Origin of the sequence: Geodermatophilus chilensis, assembly GCF_002802985.1 — a bacterium.
Taxonomy (GTDB): Bacteria; Actinomycetota; Actinomycetes; order Mycobacteriales; family Geodermatophilaceae; genus Geodermatophilus; species Geodermatophilus chilensis.
In genome coordinates this window covers 13,868-30,384 of the sequence record NZ_NVPT01000058.1, presented here as the reverse complement: position 1 = coordinate 30,384, position 16,517 = coordinate 13,868, and the positions used below count along the sequence as shown (strand labels likewise).

Genomic DNA, 16,517 nt, shown 5'->3' with positions numbered 1-16,517 from the left:
ATCACCGGTGTCTCGGCTGCCGCGGACTCGACCACGCAGGCGCTCACCCAGACCCGCACCGCGGTCGACGAGCTCTCCCGCATGGCCGCCGACCTGCGCGCCACGGTGGCCGCCTTCACCTACTGAGCAGCTCGGCCCGCTCCTCCGGGGCGGCCGTCGGACGCCGTCCGGCGGCCGCCCCGTCGCCGTTCCCGGGTTTTGCGCGCCATTCCCCGTGTCGACATGGCGATCCCGGAAAAGCGCTCACCGGCATTTCTGACAACAATCCGTCTGGAACGTGTTTCGCGCCCTCCCGGACGGCGTGTCCTGCCCTTTGATCTGTCGTGCACGGCCGATACACCCCGCGAGGAGATGGCGGCCGGATCCCGAGTTCCGCCTCTTCTCAGGAGAACAGTCATGAGCACCACTCCCCCGGCCCCCACCGGCCGGCGCAGCAACTGGTTCGCCGACCGGGGGGTGAAGACCAAGGTCCTGCTCGCGGTGAGCGTGGCCGCTCTCGTGGCCGCCGTCGTGGGTGTGCTGGGCCTCCAGGCCCTCGGCGCGGCCGCCGACCGCACGCAGCGGATGCTCGACGACAACGTCCACGGCCTCACGACCGCGGCCGGCATGCGCGGCGCGGTCAAGGACACCCGGGTCGCCGTCCGCGACGTCCTGCTCACGGTGGACCCGGTCAAGGGGCAGCAGAAGCTGGCCGCCGTGGGCGACGTCGAGGCGCGCTTCGCCGACCTCGTCGAGACCTACCTGGCCGAGACCGACGACCCGCAGAAGCGGGAGCTGGCCACCCGGATCGGCGAGGGGTACGAGGAGTTCACCAGCACGGCCGCCACGGTCCTCGGCCCCCTGGGCGTCGCCAACCAGTACGAGGCGTGGATCCAGGCCAACGAGTCGACGGTCGCGCCGCTGGCCAACCAGGTCGAGGCCGACCTCAACGAGCTGCTCGGGATGGAGACCGCGGAGGCCCAGGCCGCCGCCGCGGCGGCAGCGGAGTCCGCGGCGACCCAGCGGACCACCTCGCTGGTCATCCTCGCTGTGGGCATCGCCGCCGCGATCGGCATGGGGCTCTGGGTCGCCGGCGGCATCGCGCGCAGCGTGCGGCGGGTGCAGGACGTCACCGAGGGCCTGGCCACCGGCGACCTGACCCGGACGGTGGGCCTCACCTCGCAGGACGAGCTGGGCCGCATGGGCGCCTCCCTCGACGCCGCCGTCGCCAGCCTGCGCGAGGTGCTGTCCACGGTCGTCACCTCGGCGGACGCCGTGGCGGCGAGCTCGGAGGAGCTGTCGGCGTCGTCGGCGCAGATCTCGGCGTCGGCGGAGGAGACCTCGGCGCAGTCCGGGGTGGTGGCCTCGGCCGCGGAGGAGGTCTCTCGCAACGTGCAGACGGTCGCGGCGGGTGCGGAGCAGATGGGGGCGAGCATCCGGGAGATCGCGTCGAACGCCGCCGAGGCGAGCGACGTGGCCGCCCGGGCCGTGACCGCCGCGGAGACCACCACCGCCACCGTCGCCAAGCTGGGTGACTCCTCCGCCGAGATCGGCAACGTTGTCAAGGTGATCACGAGCATCGCCGAGCAGACGAACCTGCTGGCGCTCAACGCCACCATCGAGGCCGCCCGCGCCGGGGAGGCCGGGAAGGGCTTCGCCGTGGTGGCCAACGAGGTCAAGGAGCTGGCCCAGGAGACGGCCAAGGCCACCGAGGACATCGCCCGCCGCGTGCAGTCGATCCAGGGCGACACCAGCGCCGCCGTGGCCGCCATCGCCGAGATCAGCTCGATCGTCGCGCAGATCTCCGACCGGCAGACCACCATCGCCTCGGCGGTGGAGGAGCAGACCGCCACGACCAACGAGATGTCGCGGTCGGTGACCGAAGCGGCGGCCGGCGCGGGGCAGATCGCCCTGAACATCGGTGGGGTCTCCGGGGCTGCTGAGTCGACCACCCAGGCGCTCACCCAGACCCGCACCGCCGTCGACGAGCTCTCCCGCATGGCCGCCGACCTGCGCACCAGCGTCTCGCGGTTCAGCTACTGACCACTCCCCCGCCGGCCGGGCGCCCCGGCCGGCGGGGGCGGTCTCCCCGTTGGGCTTGACCCGCCCACCCCTCCCGCCGATCACCCACCAGAGCGCACACGCCGCTCCCGGTACGAAGAGAGAAGAGCAACGTGGACGGTCTGGACGACATCGTCGAGGAGTTCCTGGTCGAGTCGCACGAGAACCTCGACCAGCTGGACTCCGACCTGGTCGCCCTCGAGCAGGAGCCCGACTCGCGGGACCGCCTGTCGAGCATCTTCCGCACGATCCACACCATCAAGGGGACCAGCGGCTTCCTGGCGTTCCAGCGCCTGGAGGAGGTCACCCACGTCGGCGAGAACATGCTGTCCCGACTGCGGGACGGCGCCCTGGAGCTGACCCCGCACCGGACCAGCGTGCTGCTGCGGATGGTCGACACCGTCCGCTCGCTGCTCGCCTCCATCGAGGCCACCAGTGGCGAGGGCTCGGTCGACGTCTCCTCCGTCGTCACGGAGATCAGCGCCGCCATGGAGGACACCCCTGCGGCCGCCGTCCCGGCCCCGGCTACCCAGCCGGTCCCCGCCGTCGCCGAGCCGGCCGAGGTCGTCGCCGAGGCTCCCGCGGAGGTCCCGGTGCCCGCCGCCGAGGTGCCGGCCGAGGTCCCCCCGGCCGCCGTCCCGGCACCTGCAGCCGAACTCCCGGCCGCGCCGGCGGTCCCCGCCCCGCGGCCGGCGCCGGCGGTCGAGGTGGCCCACGAGCCCGAGGCCGACGGCGGCAGCGGCCAGGCCCGCCGGGCGGTCGCCGACAGCACCATCCGGGTGGACGTCGACCTGCTCGACGAGCTGATGCTGCTCGTCGGCGAGCTCGTGCTGACCCGCAACCAGATCGTCCAGTACGTCGGGCGCTCCAACGACACCGACCTGGTGCGCGCCTCGCAGCGGCTCAACCTCATCGCCAGCGAGCTGCAGGAGGGCGTCATGAAGACGCGCATGCAGCCGATCGACCACATCTGGTCGAAACTGCCGCGCGTCGTCCGGGACCTGGGCCTGCAGCTGCGGAAGTCCATCCGGCTGGAGATGGAGGGTCGCGAGACCGAGCTGGACAAGACCCTGCTCGAGGCGGTCAAGGACCCGCTGACCCACCTGGTCCGCAACTCCGTCGACCACGGCATCGAGGACGCGGACACCCGCGCGCGGCTCGGCAAGCCGGCGGAGGGCGTGCTCACCCTGCGCGCTCGGCACGAGAGCGGCCAGGTCGTGGTCGAGGTCGCCGACGACGGTGCCGGCATCGACCCGGCCAAGCTCGGCGCCAAGGCCGTCGAGCGCGGGCTGGTCACCCCGGACGCGCTCACCCGGATGGGCCCCCAGGACGTCCTGCAGATGATCTTCCTGCCGGGCTTCTCCACGGCGGCCCAGGTCACCAACGTCTCCGGTCGCGGCGTCGGCATGGACGTCGTCAAGACCAACATCGAGGCGATCGGCGGCACCATCGAGGTGGAGTCGGTCGCGGGCAGGGGCACCGTCTGCCGCCTGCGCATCCCGCTGACGCTGGCGATCGTGCCCGCGCTGACCGTCGAGTGCGCCGGTGACCGCTACGCCATCCCCCAGATCAGCCTGCAGGAACTCGTCTCGCTCGACGCCGAGAAGGCCGCCAACGCCGTGGAGGAGGTCGGCGGCGCCCCGGTGTACCGGCTGCGCGGCGAGCTGCTCCCGCTGGTCCGGCTCACCGACGTCCTCGGGCTGACCTCCGACCGGCACGACGGACACGTGGTCATCGCCGTCCTGCGGTCCGAGGGCCGGCGCTTCGGTCTGGTCGTCGACCGGGTGATCAACACCGAGGAGATCGTCGTCAAGGCCGTCGGCGGCCAGCTCAAGGCGATCGGCCTCTACTCCGGCGCGACCGTCCTCGGCGACGGCACCGTCGCGCTCATCCTCGACGTGCAGGCCCTGGCCCGCCGGGCGCTGCGCACCGAGACCAGCGAGCGCCAGGAGTCCCGCGTGGCCGCGCTGCAGGCGCAGGCGACCGACGCCGAGCGCCAGCGGATGCTGCTGGCCGCCATCGGCGGGGGCCGCCGGGTCGCCATCCCGCTGGACACCGTCACCCGCCTCGAGCAGGTGCGCACCGAGACGGTGGAGCGGGTCGGCAACCGGGAGGTCGTGCAGTACCGCGGCGCGATCCTGCCGATCGTCCGGCTCGACCGGCACCTGGGTGCCTACGGCGAAAGCGACCGCGAGGTCCTCGAGGTGATCGTGTACAGCGACCACGGCCGCAGCGTGGCCATCGTGGTCGAGGAGATCCTCGACATCGTCGACGGCGAGGCGGCGGTCCGCAGCGACATCGACGACATGGGCCTGCTCGGGTCCGCCATCCTCGGCGACAAGGTCACCGAGCTGCTCGACGTGCGCGCCGCGATCCTGGCCGCCGACCCGGCGTTCTACTCGACCCACCCCTCCGCCCTCGCTCCCGTGACGCCGGACGGCGTCCCCACGTCCCTCCTGGAGGCCTCCCTGTGACCACCGCCCAGGCCGCTGCCCACACCGCTGCCATCGGCGGCCAGCTGGCCACCTTCTGGCTCGACGGCGACCTCTACGGCGTCGAGGTGGCGCACGTGCAGGAGGTGCTCAAGAGCCAGGGACTGACCCGCGTGCCGCTGGCGCCCACCGCCGTCGCCGGGCTGATCAACCTGCGCGGCCAGGTGGTGACCGCGATCGAGCTGCGCGAGCGCCTCGGCCGGCCGCCGCGGCCCGAGGGCACCGACGCCGTCGTCATCGTCGTCCGGCTGCACGGCGAGGCGGTCAGCCTGCTGGTCGACGCCATCGCGGACGTCGTGGACGTCGACCCGGCGGACTTCGAGGCGCCGCCGGACACCCTCGACGGCGCCGGCCGCGAGCTGATCCGCGGTGCGTTCAAGCTCGACGGGCACCTGCTGCTGGCCCTGGACATTCACAAGGCCGTCAGCGCCTGAACCCTCACGGCCATTTCCGCGGAAATTGCCGCCCAGCCCGGGCGCGGCCGGACCTTCCCCGGCGGCCACGCTCCTCCCTCCGACCCCCGGTCGGGCGGCCCCTCTCTCCGGAGGGTCGCCGGGCCGGGGGTCGCGGCGTTCCACGGGCGGTGTTCGCCTACGCATAGTGACCGACCGGGGACGGTGCAGCGCGGCACACGACACTCCACCCGTCGTGGGTCCGGCGAAGGGGTGACGCTCGCGTGGCGCGGCGTCGCACGCACGGTCAGTCTGGGGCGACCTCACCTCGGGGGACGTCGACTGGGAGGCCTGCCGTGCCCTACTCGCTGGTCAGTGCCGCCACACTCGGCTTCGACCTGGTCCGACTGCCGGCCGGCCGCGCCGTCGCGGACGCCCTGCTCACCGGGCTCGCCGCCGACGTCCCGGCGCTGGAGCAGCTCGCCGCGGTGCACCCCGCCGCGGGCCGCGACCGCGAGCAGCGGGCCGCCCTCGCCGTCCGGGCGCGCAAGGCCCGCGAGCTCGCCGCCGCCGTCCCGCACCTGCGCACCGCCGCCGACGTCGCCCCCGGGGCCGACCGGGCCGCGGCGCTGGTCGCCCAGCTCGAGCGCAGCACCATCGGGGACGCCGTCGCCGTCGAGCGCGTGCTCCGCGAGGACGTCCTCGGCCCCGAGCACCCCGCCGCCGCGCTGGTGGACGAGGCGGTCCGGGACGCCGCCGCCGACGTCCTCGCCGACGCCGCCGTGGGCGCCTGGGCCGCCGCCGTGCTGCCGCCGCTGGTCCGCCGGCAGCTGACCGGCCCGCTGCTGCTCGCCACCTCGACCGGCGTGCCGACCACCCCCGTGCTCGACCTCGGCCCCGCCACCGGGAAGCTGGCGGAGCTGCTGACCGGGCTGCGCTCGCTGGACGCCGTGGGCCGGGCCCGCTGGATGGCCGCCGTCGACGCGTCCCGCGCCGAGCGCCGGCCGTGGGCGGCCGCGATGCACGAGGCGTCCTGGGCCGCGCACGTCTCCGGCCGCACCCGGACGCTCGCGACCGCGCAGCTGCTCGCCGTCCGCGCGTTCCTCGACGCCGGCTTCGACGCCCCGGCTGCCGCCGCCGGCGCCTGGAACGCCGTCGCCGGCTGCGTGCAGGCCATCGTGATGGCCGACCTGCTCGGCAGCGACGCCCTCGCGGTGCTGTTCTCGCCGCGGCCGGGAGCCGTCCCCCGCTGAGCTGAGTCACTGCCCGTGTCCTGGTCGAACGGGCAGGTCCCCCGGACAGGCAGCTCCGGGGAACACGCTGCCTGATCGCTGTTCCGGGCCGCACGATCCCTGAAGTCGTCGAGAGGACGGCCCTCAGTCCTTCTCGGGGTCGGGGAAGCGGGCGCCGGCGGAGAGCTCGCTGCCGGCCTCGACCTCGGCCCGGCGGCCGACCAGCGTGACCCCGCCGTCCCCACCGACCGTGGCGCGCTTCCCGACGACGACGCCGTCGTCGAGCACCGTGCGCGTCACGGTGGCGCCGGCCCGCACGTGCGCTCCCGGCAGCAGCACCGAGTCGACGACGGTGGCCCCGGCCTCGACGACCACGCCGGGGGAGAGCACCGACCCGATCACCCTCCCGGCCACGCGGGTGCCGCCGGAGATCAGGCTGTCCTCCACCTCCGCCCCGCGCAGCACCCGGGCGGCGCTGCGACGGCCGCCGCGGGTGTGCACCGCCCAGGACGGGTCGTCGAGGTCCAGGGGTGGCTCGGGGGAGCGGAACTCGTGGTGGGCCTCCCAGTACGCCTCCACGGTGCCCGCGTCGCGCCAGTACCCGTCGAACCGGTGCGCGCGGGCGAGGCCGTCGCGGGTCTGCGCCGGCAGCAGGTGGGTGCCGAGGTCCTCGAGACCCTCCTCGCCGTGCTCGGCGGCCAGGGCCTCCAGCCGGTCCAGCGTCGGGTCGGGGGAGAAGACGAACACCTCGTTGGTGGCGGTGGTCGTGCGCGGCTCGTCGGGCTTGTACGCGTAGTCGCCGACCTTCCCGCCGTCGCCGACCTCGACGATCCCGTAGCGCGACGCGTCGTCCTCGGCGACCTCGGTGGTGACCATGGTGACCTCCGCGCCGGAGCCCAGGTGCCCGTCGACGACCTCGCGGTAGTCCAGCTTGTAGACCGCGTCGGCGCTGACCACGACGAGGGCGTCGGGGGCGAGGTCGCGGACCAGCGGGGAGTAGCGCCACAGCGAGTTCGCCGTCCCGGAGACCCAGCCGGCGCGGTCGGTGCCCTGGTACGGCGGCAGCACCAGCAGGCCGCCGTCGGTGCGGTCGAGGTCCCACGGCCGGCCGTTGGCGAGGTGCTGCGACAGCGACGTCGGGTGGTACTGGACCGACACCCACACGTCGGCCAGGTGCGAGTGCTGGCAGTTGCTCAGCGGGAAGTCGATCAGCCGGTACACCCCGCCGAAGGGGACGGCGGGCTTGGCGCGCTGCTCGGTGAGCAGCTCCAGCCGGCCGCCGGCACCGCCGGCCAGGACGAGGACGAGGACCCGGGGGAGAGGCATGGCCCCCGGCTACCCGCGGGGACGGCGTTCACCCTCGCGAGCGCCCTCTAGGGCTCTCTAGGAACCGCACCAGAGGGCCGCAGACGATGCTCGGCACGCTGACCGGCCGCTCCGCCGGAGACGTGTCGACAAATGGTGGAAATGGTCGGTGAGCGCATTCATGATCACACCGGAAAATGTGGCGCGATCTCCCCGATCGGCTCAAGGAGAACGGGGGAGCGGCCGACAACACCCGTGACAGGCACCGACAGCGGACGGCCGCCGGCACCCGGGCGGACCGCCGGCTGCACCTCGCTCCTGGGCGGGTGCCGAACCACAGCGCCAGCTCGCCCCTGGCCGGCACCCCGCACGGGGAGACGGAGGACGCATGGACCCGATCCGGGTGTTGGTCGTCGACGACTCGGTGGTCGTCCGCAAGATCGTCACCGACGTCCTCTCGGAGGACCCGGCGATCGAGGTCGTCGGCACCGCCGTCAACGGCCGCATCGCCGTCACCAAGCTCGAGCAGCTCAAGCCCGACCTGGTCACGATGGACATCGAGATGCCGGAGATGAACGGCATCGAGGCGGTCCGCGCCATCCGCGCCCGGCGCAGCCGGGTGCCGATCATCATGTTCAGCACGCTCACCGAGCGGGGCGCGTCGGCCACCCTCGACGCCCTCTCCGCCGGCGCGAACGACTACGTCACCAAGCCGGCCAACGTCGGCAGCGTCGCGCAGTCCATGGAGAGCGTGCGCCAGCAGCTCACCCCGAAGATCAAGGCGCTCACCGGGCGCCCGGTCACCACCGGCCCCGCCCGGACGCCGGCCCCGGCAGCGACCCCGGTCCGCCCGCCGGCGCCGCGCACCGGCGCGGTCAAGCAGCCCGCCGTCCTGGTCATCGGCTCCTCCACCGGCGGCCCCGAGGCCCTGGCCAAGGTGCTGCCCGCCCTGCCGACGTCCCTGCCGGTGCCGGTGCTGCTCGTGCAGCACATGCCCCCGGTGTTCACCCGCCAGTTCGCCCAGCGACTGGACCGGCTGTGCGCGCTGGACGTCGTCGAGGCCGTCGACGGCACCCCGCTGGCCCCCGGCACGGTGCACCTGGCCCCCGGCGACCACCACCTGACGATCCGCCGGACCCCCCGCGGCCTGTTCACCGCGCTGGACCAGTCGCCGCCGGAGAACTTCTGCCGTCCCGCCGTCGACCCGCTGTTCCGCTCCGCGGTCGAGACCTTCGACGGCGCCGTCCTCGGTGTCGTGCTCACCGGCATGGGCGCGGACGGGCGGATCGGCGCCGGCCGCATCCGCGAGACCGGGGGTGCGGTCGTGGTCCAGGACCAGGCGACCTCCGTCGTCTGGGGCATGCCCGGTGCGGTCGCCACGGCCGGCTACGCCGACGAAGTGCTGCCGCTCGACCGGGTCGCCGAGGCGATCACCCGGCGGATCACCGGTCCGAAGGCGCCGGTGGGCCGCCCGGCCACCGCCCCTGCGTTCGTCGGAGGACGGCGATGACCCTCCCCGCGACCAGCTTCGACTGGGTCCGCCAGCTGGTGCACCGGGAGAGCGCGATCGTGCTCGCCCCGGGCAAGGAGTACCTGGTCGAGGCCCGCCTGCTGCCCATCGCCCGCTCCATGGGGCTGCCCGACGTCGGCCAGCTGGTCGACTCGGTCCGCACCCGGCCGAGCCCCGAGTCCACCCGCAAGATCGTCGAGGCGCTCACCACGAACGAGACGTCGTGGTTCCGGGACGGCGACCCGTTCACCGCCCTCAGCTCGACGGTGCTGCCCTCGCTGCTGTCGGCGCGCGGGCCGGCCGAGCGGCTGCACATCTGGTCGGCGGCCTGCTCGAGCGGACAGGAGCCGTACACGATCGCGATGCTGCTCGAGGACGCCCTGCCCAACGCCTCGACCCGCGTGGCCATCACCGCCACCGACCTCTCCCGCGAGATGGTCGAGCGCACCCGGGCGGGCCGGTTCAGCCAGCTCGAGGTCAACCGCGGGCTGCCGGCGGCGATGCTCGTCCGGCACTTCACCCGGGCGGGCACCGAGTGGGAGGTCGCCCCGTCGCTGCGGCGCATGGTGACGGCCAGCGAGTGCAACCTGGCCGCGCCACTGCCGCGGATGGGCCCGTTCGACGTGGTCTACCTGCGCAACGTGCTCATCTACTTCGACCTGCCGACCAAGCAGGCCATCCTCCGCCGGGTCCGCGCCCTCATGCGGCCCGACGGATGGCTCTTCCTCGGCGCCGCGGAGACCACTCTCGGCGTCGACGACTCCTGGGAGCGGGTCGTCGTCGGCCGCAGCTCCGCCTACCGCCCGCTGAAGGGGAACTGACGTGCGTGCACTGGTGATCGACGACTCCCGCGCCATGCGGCGGATCGTGAGCGCGGCGCTGGAGGGGTTCGGCTACGAGACCCGCCAGGCCGGCCACGGGCGGGAGGCGCTCGACGTGCTGCAGGAGGGCTACGGGCCCGACCTGTGCACGATCGACTGGAACATGCCGGTGATGGACGGCCTCCAGTTCGTCTCCGCCGTCCGGGCCAACCCGGCCTGGCGCACCGTCACGCTGATGATGGTGACCTCCGAGAGCGAGCAGAGCCAGATCGTCCGCGCGCTCGCCGCCGGCGCCCACGAGTACGTGATCAAGCCGTTCACCGCCGACGCGCTCCGCGACAAGCTCGCGCTGCTCGGCATGCTCCCCCAGGAGGCCGTCCTGTGACGCTCGCACCCGCACGAGCCGGGCGCCAGGTCATCACCGCGCTGATCGACGAGGTCACCGTCGAGTCGATCGCCACCGAGGCCTGGATCGCCCTCGTGGGCGAGGACGAGGTGCTCGTCCCACTCGCCGGCGACCTGCCGGCGGAGACGCTGTCGGCGTGGGTCGACGTCGTCGGCCCGTGGACCGGCAGCGTCGTCCTCACCACCGGCCGGCAGACCGCTGCCGACCTGACCCGGGCGCTGCTGCGCGAGGCCGCGCCCGAGCTGCTCGACCACGAGGACGTCGTCGACGCGTTCGGCGAGATCGCGAACGTGGTCGGCGGCAACGTCAAGGCGTCGCTGCCCGGCCCGTCCACCCTGGGCCTGCCCCAGGTCGGCGCGGCGCCCGCCGTCCGCAACCCCGAGGACGTCTGCCGGCTCGGCGTCCTCTGGCGCGGCCAGCCCCTGGTCGTGTCCGTGCAGGGCGCCCTGCCGCCCCTGCCTTCCCCGCACACCCCGAACGAGAACCCGCACCAGAACGGAGCGTCCCTGTGAAGATCCTCGTCGCCGACGACAGCCGCGTGATGCGGCAGATCGTCATCCGCACCCTGCGCCAGGCCGGGTACGACGACCACGACATCGTCGAGGCCGAGGACGGCCGCGACGCCTACGACAAGGTCCAGGCCGAGAACCCGGACCTGGTCCTGTCGGACTGGAACATGCCCAACATGACCGGGCTGGAGTGCCTGCAGGCGCTGCGCTCCTCCGGCTCGGCCGTGCCGTTCGGCTTCGTCACCTCGGAGGGGTCGGCGGACATGCGGGAGAAGGCGGCCGACGCCGGCGCGCTGTTCCTCATCGCCAAGCCGTTCACCGAGGAGACCTTCCGCGAGAACCTGGACGGGGTGATCGCATGAGCGCGCCGCTGACCGTCGTCCTGCCGGACGCCAAGGCCGTCAAGGACGTGCTCTGCGGCCTGGTGGGCAAGCCCGTCGGGGTGGCGCCGGGCGCACCGGTCACGCCGACGCCGACGTCCCCGGTGTCGGTGGCCGTGTACGTGGACCCGTCGATGAACGTGAACGCGCTGTGCGTCATGGACCTCGGCGCGTCGGCCTACACCGGCGCCGCCCTCGCGCTGCTGCCCCCCGGCGGCGCGCAGGACGCCGTGGAGGAGGACGGCGAGCTCACCGCGATGCTCACCGAGGCGCTGCACGAGGTCGTCAACGTGCTCTCGGCGCTGTTCAACGTGCCGGGTGCGCCGCACTCCAAGCTCTACAAGCTGTACGCCCCCGGTGACGACATCCCCGGCGACATCGCCGGCTCGCTCGCCGACTTCAACCGGCTCGACCTCGCCATCGACGTCCCCCGTTACGGCAAGGGCGGGCTCTCCCTGGTCATCCCGTGACATCGTCGTCCTACCGGACGACACCGCGGCCAGGAGCCGTCCCGCGCCTGCGTTGAGCACCACCGTCGCGTCCGGCGGGGACCCTCCGAGCCCGCCACCGGCCACGACCAGAGACGCCCCGGGACGGCGCCGGAGCCCACCCTCCCGCCGTCCCGGGCGCACGACGACGACGGCCCCGAGGCACTGTGCCCCGGGGCCGTCGTCGTCGTGGTGCACGAGGAAGGTCAGTTCAGGGCCGGCTCGCGGTCGTCGGTGCTCGTGGGCAGGCAGGCCCAGACGTGCTTGCAGCCGTCGTCGACGTACCAGCCGTGGGCCACCGACAGCCGGGCCACCAGGTAGAGCCCCAGCCCGCCCTGGGCGGGGTCGCGGTCGACCGCCGGACTGGGCATCGTGTCGGGGTCACGGTCGCTGACGTCGAGCAGCCAGCCGCCGCTGCCGGCGATCACCGTGGCGACGACGGGGGACAACCCGTGCCGCAGCGCGTTGGACGCCAGCTCGTCGAAGGCCAGGATCAGCCGCTCGGCCGCGGAGTCGTCGCCGTCCCGCGGGTAGCCGACGCCGTCGAGCCGGGCCCGCAGCACCGCACGTGCCGCGGGGAGCTCGGCGATGGCCTGCAGGTCCCATCGCCACAGCTCACCCCGGCCATCCGGAAGCGGACGCAACGGCCACGCGAGTCGACCCACTGCCCTCTCCCCGTCCGTCGCTGTCTCCGACGTACACCGGGGTTCCCAGCCGGCCGGACGCTCAACCGTGTCGCGGGGTATTCCGACCGCCCGAAGTGGCGCGCCTCTCGTTCCCGCCGGTCAGCGCGACGGGGTGCACGCAGATCGCCACCAGCGCGACGTCGTCCCCCGGCGTGGCGGGCAGCATCCGGGCCAGCAGCTCGTCGGCCAGCTGCTCCAGCGGGCGGTCCGCCAGCGTGGCGAGGTGCCGGCGCAGCCGGTCCACCCCCGTGTCGATGTCGCAGTCGCGGCGCTCCACCAGGCCGTCGGTGTAGAGCAGCACGACCGCGCCGGGGCGCAGCGGCACGGTGCGCTCCCGCCGCAGCGCCGTCGGGTCGACCCCCAGCAGCAGGTCGCCCAGCCCGTCGGCGAGCACGGTCACCGTGCCGTCGGGGTCGGCGACCAGTGGGGGCGGGTGACCGGCACTGGCCCAGCGCAGCCGGGTCCCGCCGTCCTCGAGCCGGGCGATCGCGGCGGTGGCCAGCGTGCCGGCGTGCATGGCGGCCATCGCGGCGTCCAGGCCGCGCAGCACCTCCGCCGGCCCGGCGCCGCTGTAGTGGGCGATGCCCCGCAAGAGCCCGCGCAGCTGCCCCATCTCGGCGGCCGCGGCGGTGTCGTGGCCCGCGACGTCCCCGATGACCACGACCGGGTCGCCGTCGGTGTGCAGGAAGGCGTCGTACCAGTCGCCGCCGACGCGGGCGGCCTCCGCGGCGGGCACGTAGCGGGTGACCACCTGGGCCCCCGCGATGGTCGGCGGGTCGGTGAGCAGGCTGCGCTGCAGGTCCTCGGCGAGCTTGGCCTGCTGGCTCTGCCGGTGCACCCGGTCGACGGCGCGCCCGGCCTGCGCGGCGACCTCGCGCGCGGCGGCCAGGTCGTCGTCGTCCAGCGCGCGCCCGGGGTCGAGGTAGAGGGTGAGGACGCCGACCGCGCGGCCGTCGGCGGTCAGCGGCAGGACGACCGCGGTCTCCGGCCCCAGCGCCCGAAGCAGGTCGCGGGCGCGGCCCGGCGGCATGAGCTCGAGGACGGCGGCCACCGGTTCCTGCACCTCGCTGCCCGACCGCAGCGCGCGGGCGACGGGGGAGGCCGCCGGCAGGGTGTCCAGGCGCACCCCGGCATAGCGGTCGAGCAGCGGACGGCGGGCCGGGTCGACGTGCCAGGAGCCGACGTCGCGGGCCCGGCCCTCCCGGTCGACGACGGTGACCACGCAGCCGTCGGTGAGCGCGGGGACGACCAGCCGGGCCAGGCTGCCCAGCGCCGACTCGCTGTCGAGCGCACCGGAGAGCTCCCCGGTCACGGCGGCCAGCAGCGCCGTGCGGGCGCCCGCCCGCTCGGCGACCCCCTGGGCCGTCTCGGCGGCGTGCCGGGCCGCCTCGGCCTCGTCCTGCGCCTGCCGGCGCGCGGTGACGTCGACGAAGGCGAACGCGGCGCCGTCGGCCACCGGCCAGGCGTGCAGCGCCGACCACCCCGGGCCGCCCCGCGGGTCGGGGACCTCGAGGGAGACCGGCGCCCCCGAGGTCAGGGCGTCGTGGCAGGCCCGGGTGACCGCGGCGGCCGTGCCGGCGGGCAGCACCTCGGTGACCGGTCGCCCGACGACGTCGTCGGCGGGCCGGTCGAGCAGCCGTTCGCCCTCGGCGTTGAGCAGCGCGACCCGTCCGGCGGGGTCGAGGCAGCCCAGCGCGCAGGGCATGGTGGCGAGCACGCCGGCGGCCAGCGCGGCGGTGCGGTCGAGCGGCGGCGGCAGCCCTCCCCGCGGTCGCGGCCGCGGTCCTGGGGTTCCCACGCGGACCACCTCTCTCGGCGGGCTGACCCCGGCCCCGACCTCGGAGCGCCCATCCCCGCCGCCCCACGGGCCGGGAGGGTGCCCGGATCGTGGCAGTGGGCGGGCGCGCTGCCAAGGCGCACCGGCGTGGCGCGCCCGCCGTCCCCCGGGGTGCCGGTCAGTCCCGGACGGCGGCCTCGCGGACGGCGGCGGCGACGGCCTCGACCCCCTGCTGGGCCCACAGGATCGAGTAGTGGTTGGTGTCGGGCACCTCGCGGGCGGTGATGCCGCTGGGCTCCAGGCCCAGCTGCGCCAGTCGCACCTCGTCGTAGAGCCCCGGCGTCTGGTCGAACAGCCCGCGGGTCGCCCACAGCAGGGTGGCGGGCACTGGCAGGTCGGTGGTGGCCTCCAGCACCCGCTCGTTGAGCAGCACGTCGCCGCCGTCCACCCGCACCGCCTCGGCCACGCACGCGCTGCGCAGCGCCGGCGGCTCGCCGACCATGTCGCGCGCCAGGTACGCGGCCACCGAGGGGACGTCGACCCACGGGCCGACCGCGGGGTGTTGCGCCCAGAAGGCCCGCACGGCCGCGAGGTCGGGGAAGGTCATCGACAGGCGGTCCAGCGACGGGCCGAGGACGGCGGAGAGGATCGCGTCGACGTCGGCGCCCGGCGGCGTCGGGAACGACAGGCCGCCGTCGACCATCACCAGGCCGTGCACGCGGTCGCGGGCCACCCCGGCGGCCGCCAGCGCCGCGACGTACGCCCCCATCGAGTGCCCGACGAGCACGGCGGCCTCGGCTCCCGTGTCGCCGTCCGCCCCGAGGGAGTCGAGGACGGCGGTGACGTCCGTGGCGTGCCGCTCCAGCCCGTACGGGCCGGGCAGGCCGGCCGAGGCGGCCCGGCCGCGCAGGTCGGGGGCGACCACCTCGAACTCGCCGGCCAGGGCGCCGGCCACCCGTGCCCAGGCCATCGCGTTGGCGGTGATGCCGTGCACGAGGACGGCGATGGGGGAGCCGGGCGCGTCGGCGGGCCAGTGCAGCGCGGCGAGCTCACCGCCCTCCACCGGGACGCTGATCAGCTCGGGGTCTCGGGCGGGGGCGCTCACGGTCCCCAGCCTGCCTGGACGGCGCGCAGGTCGCAGCCCGTGCCGCGGCTGCCGACGACGAGATCGCCGGTCTCGCACGGTTGCGGGCACCAGGCGTGCGAGATCGCCGATCTCGTGGGGGCAGGGGATCCCTCTCCTAGTCGGAGGGGTGGCTGAGCAGGTAGCGGCCGAAGTGCGGGACGGTGAAGGCGATCTGGCCGCGCTCGGCGGAGTAGACCAGCCCCTTCTTGATCAGCGAGTCCCGCGCGGGGGAGAGGGACGCCGGCTTGCGGCCCAGCGACACCGCGACCTCCGACGTCGCCACAGCGCTGCCGTTCGGCCCGCCCAGCTCGGCCATGGCGTGCATGTACTCGCGCTCGGCGGGGGTGGCCCGGTCGTAGCGGGAGCCGAAGAAGCCCACCGCCAGCTCGGCCTCGGCGACCGGCGCGGCCATGGCGACGTCCGCGGCGGTGATGGGGGAGGCGGCGGCGACGTCCCAGGTGACCTTGCCGTAGGCCTGCACGAAGTACGGGTAGCCGTCGGCGGCCGCGTAGAGGGCGTCGAGCGCCTCGGGGTCGAAGGTGACCTCCTCCCGCTCGGCCGGCGCGAGCAGCGCCCGGTCGGCGGCGGGGCGGTCCAGCCGGTCGATGCGCAGATAGCGGAACAGCCGCTCGGAGTAGCTCTTGGACGCCGACAGCACCGCCGGCAGGTGCGGCAGCCCGGCGCCGACGACGATCAGCGGCGCGCCCTGCTGCGACAGCTCGTGGCAGGCCGCGCAGATGGCCGAGACGTCGTCGCTCTGCACGTCCTGCATCTCGTCGATGAACAGCGCCACCCCCTTGCCGACGTCGGCGGCCAGCCCCGCGGCGTCGCTGAGCAGCTCGACGAGGTCGATCTCCATGTCGCCGGAGTCGGCCCGCCCACTGGACGCCGGCACGTCGATGCCGGGCTGCCAGCGGTCGCGGACCTTGCTGTCCGCCGCCTGCCGGAGCGCGAACGCCTTGAGCACCCCGAGGACGGCGTCCATCGACTCCTGGTCGGGGTGGCGCAGCTCGCGCAGCGCCATGTGCAGCGCCGAGGAGACCGGCCGGCGCAGCGACTGGTCCGGCCGGGCCTCGATCTTGCCGGTGCCCCAGCCGCGGCTGATCGCCGCCGAGCGCAGCTGGTTGAGCAGCACCGTCTTGCCGACCCCGCGCAGCCCGGTCAGCACCAGCGAGCGCTCCGGGCGGCCGTGCGCGATCCGCTCCAGGACGACGTCGAAGGCCGACAGCTCGCCGTCCCGCCCGGCCAGCTCGGGCGGGCGCTGGCCGGCGCCGGGGGCGTACGGGTTCCGCACGGGGTCCATGTCGAGCACCGTATGCGCGCCTCTAGGCCGATCCGTAGAAGCGCCTAGAG

Annotated in this window: 15 protein-coding genes and 1 pseudogene; 11 read left to right on the top strand and 5 right to left on the bottom strand. The window is 74.7% G+C overall.

What is annotated here, in order from left to right; all coding sequences use genetic code 11:
• The 5 genes and pseudogenes from CNO22_RS30115 to CNO22_RS11790 all read left to right on the top strand — a co-directional run.
• Positions 1-126 (top strand): annotated as a pseudogene (locus CNO22_RS30115) (methyl-accepting chemotaxis protein); the annotation flags it as partial.
• Positions 127-396: 270 nt separating this feature from the next.
• Positions 397-2,022, top strand: a complete 1,626-nt coding sequence (locus tag CNO22_RS11805) for a methyl-accepting chemotaxis protein (protein ID WP_100499559.1) — start codon at positions 397-399, stop codon at positions 2,020-2,022.
• 131 nt (positions 2,023-2,153) lie between these two features.
• Entirely contained in the window at positions 2,154-4,514 is a 2,361-nt protein-coding gene (locus tag CNO22_RS11800; RefSeq protein WP_100499558.1) for a chemotaxis protein CheW, read from the top strand.
• Positions 4,511-4,966 (top strand): chemotaxis protein CheW, encoded by a 456-nt coding sequence (locus tag CNO22_RS11795; RefSeq protein ID WP_100499557.1) that lies wholly within the window; start codon positions 4,511-4,513, stop codon positions 4,964-4,966. Before CNO22_RS11800 ends, CNO22_RS11795 begins: the two co-directional genes overlap by 4 nt.
• 314 nt (positions 4,967-5,280) lie before the next feature.
• Positions 5,281-6,177 carry a hypothetical protein gene (locus CNO22_RS11790; RefSeq protein WP_100499556.1) on the top strand — a complete coding sequence of 299 codons (897 nt, stop codon included), beginning with the start codon at positions 5,281-5,283 and terminating at the stop codon, positions 6,175-6,177.
• A gap of 123 nt (positions 6,178-6,300) precedes the next feature.
• On the opposite strand, the gene CNO22_RS11785 is transcribed toward CNO22_RS11790, so the two are convergent.
• Entirely contained in the window at positions 6,301-7,482 is a 1,182-nt protein-coding gene (locus CNO22_RS11785) for a glucose-1-phosphate adenylyltransferase family protein (RefSeq protein ID WP_100499555.1), read from the bottom strand.
• A gap of 367 nt (positions 7,483-7,849) precedes the next feature.
• Here CNO22_RS11785 and CNO22_RS11780 point away from each other — a divergent pair, with 367 nt between their 5' ends.
• The 6 genes from CNO22_RS11780 to CNO22_RS11755 are packed head-to-tail and all read left to right on the top strand — an operon-like array spanning position 7,850 to position 11,557.
• Positions 7,850-8,971 carry a protein-glutamate methylesterase/protein-glutamine glutaminase gene (locus CNO22_RS11780; RefSeq protein WP_100499554.1) on the top strand — a complete coding sequence of 374 codons (1,122 nt, stop codon included), beginning with the start codon at positions 7,850-7,852 and terminating at the stop codon, positions 8,969-8,971.
• Positions 8,968-9,792, top strand: a complete 825-nt coding sequence (locus tag CNO22_RS11775) for a CheR family methyltransferase (RefSeq protein ID WP_100499553.1) — start codon at positions 8,968-8,970, stop codon at positions 9,790-9,792. The genes CNO22_RS11780 and CNO22_RS11775 overlap by 4 nt, the downstream gene beginning before the upstream one ends.
• 1 nt (position 9,793) lies before the next feature.
• Positions 9,794-10,177, top strand: a complete 384-nt coding sequence (locus tag CNO22_RS11770; protein WP_100499552.1) for a response regulator — start codon at positions 9,794-9,796, stop codon at positions 10,175-10,177.
• Positions 10,174-10,710, top strand: coding sequence for a chemotaxis protein CheX (locus tag CNO22_RS11765; RefSeq protein WP_100499551.1), 537 nt, complete (start codon positions 10,174-10,176; stop codon positions 10,708-10,710). The genes CNO22_RS11770 and CNO22_RS11765 overlap by 4 nt, the downstream gene beginning before the upstream one ends.
• On the top strand, positions 10,707-11,069 hold the full coding sequence (locus CNO22_RS11760) for a response regulator (protein ID WP_100499550.1): 363 nt from the start codon (positions 10,707-10,709) through the stop codon (positions 11,067-11,069). Before CNO22_RS11765 ends, CNO22_RS11760 begins: the two co-directional genes overlap by 4 nt.
• Positions 11,066-11,557, top strand: coding sequence for a hypothetical protein (locus CNO22_RS11755; protein WP_100499549.1), 492 nt, complete (start codon positions 11,066-11,068; stop codon positions 11,555-11,557). The genes CNO22_RS11760 and CNO22_RS11755 overlap by 4 nt, the downstream gene beginning before the upstream one ends.
• A 224-nt stretch (positions 11,558-11,781) precedes the next feature.
• On the opposite strand, the gene CNO22_RS11750 is transcribed toward CNO22_RS11755, so the two are convergent.
• The 4 genes from CNO22_RS11750 to CNO22_RS11735 form a co-directional block, all read right to left on the bottom strand.
• Complete coding sequence (locus CNO22_RS11750) at positions 11,782-12,240, bottom strand: ATP-binding protein (protein ID WP_100499548.1); 459 nt, start codon at positions 12,238-12,240, stop codon at positions 11,782-11,784.
• A 61-nt stretch (positions 12,241-12,301) separates the two neighbouring features.
• On the bottom strand, positions 12,302-14,059 hold the full coding sequence (locus CNO22_RS11745) for a SpoIIE family protein phosphatase (protein WP_232806977.1): 1,758 nt from the start codon (positions 14,057-14,059) through the stop codon (positions 12,302-12,304).
• A gap of 157 nt (positions 14,060-14,216) precedes the next feature.
• Positions 14,217-15,143, bottom strand: a complete 927-nt coding sequence (locus CNO22_RS11740; RefSeq protein WP_100499547.1) for an alpha/beta fold hydrolase — start codon at positions 15,141-15,143, stop codon at positions 14,217-14,219.
• A 136-nt stretch (positions 15,144-15,279) separates the two neighbouring features.
• On the bottom strand, positions 15,280-16,467 hold the full coding sequence (locus CNO22_RS11735; RefSeq protein ID WP_100499561.1) for an ATP-binding protein: 1,188 nt from the start codon (positions 16,465-16,467) through the stop codon (positions 15,280-15,282).
• Positions 16,468-16,517 lie beyond the last annotated feature (50 nt).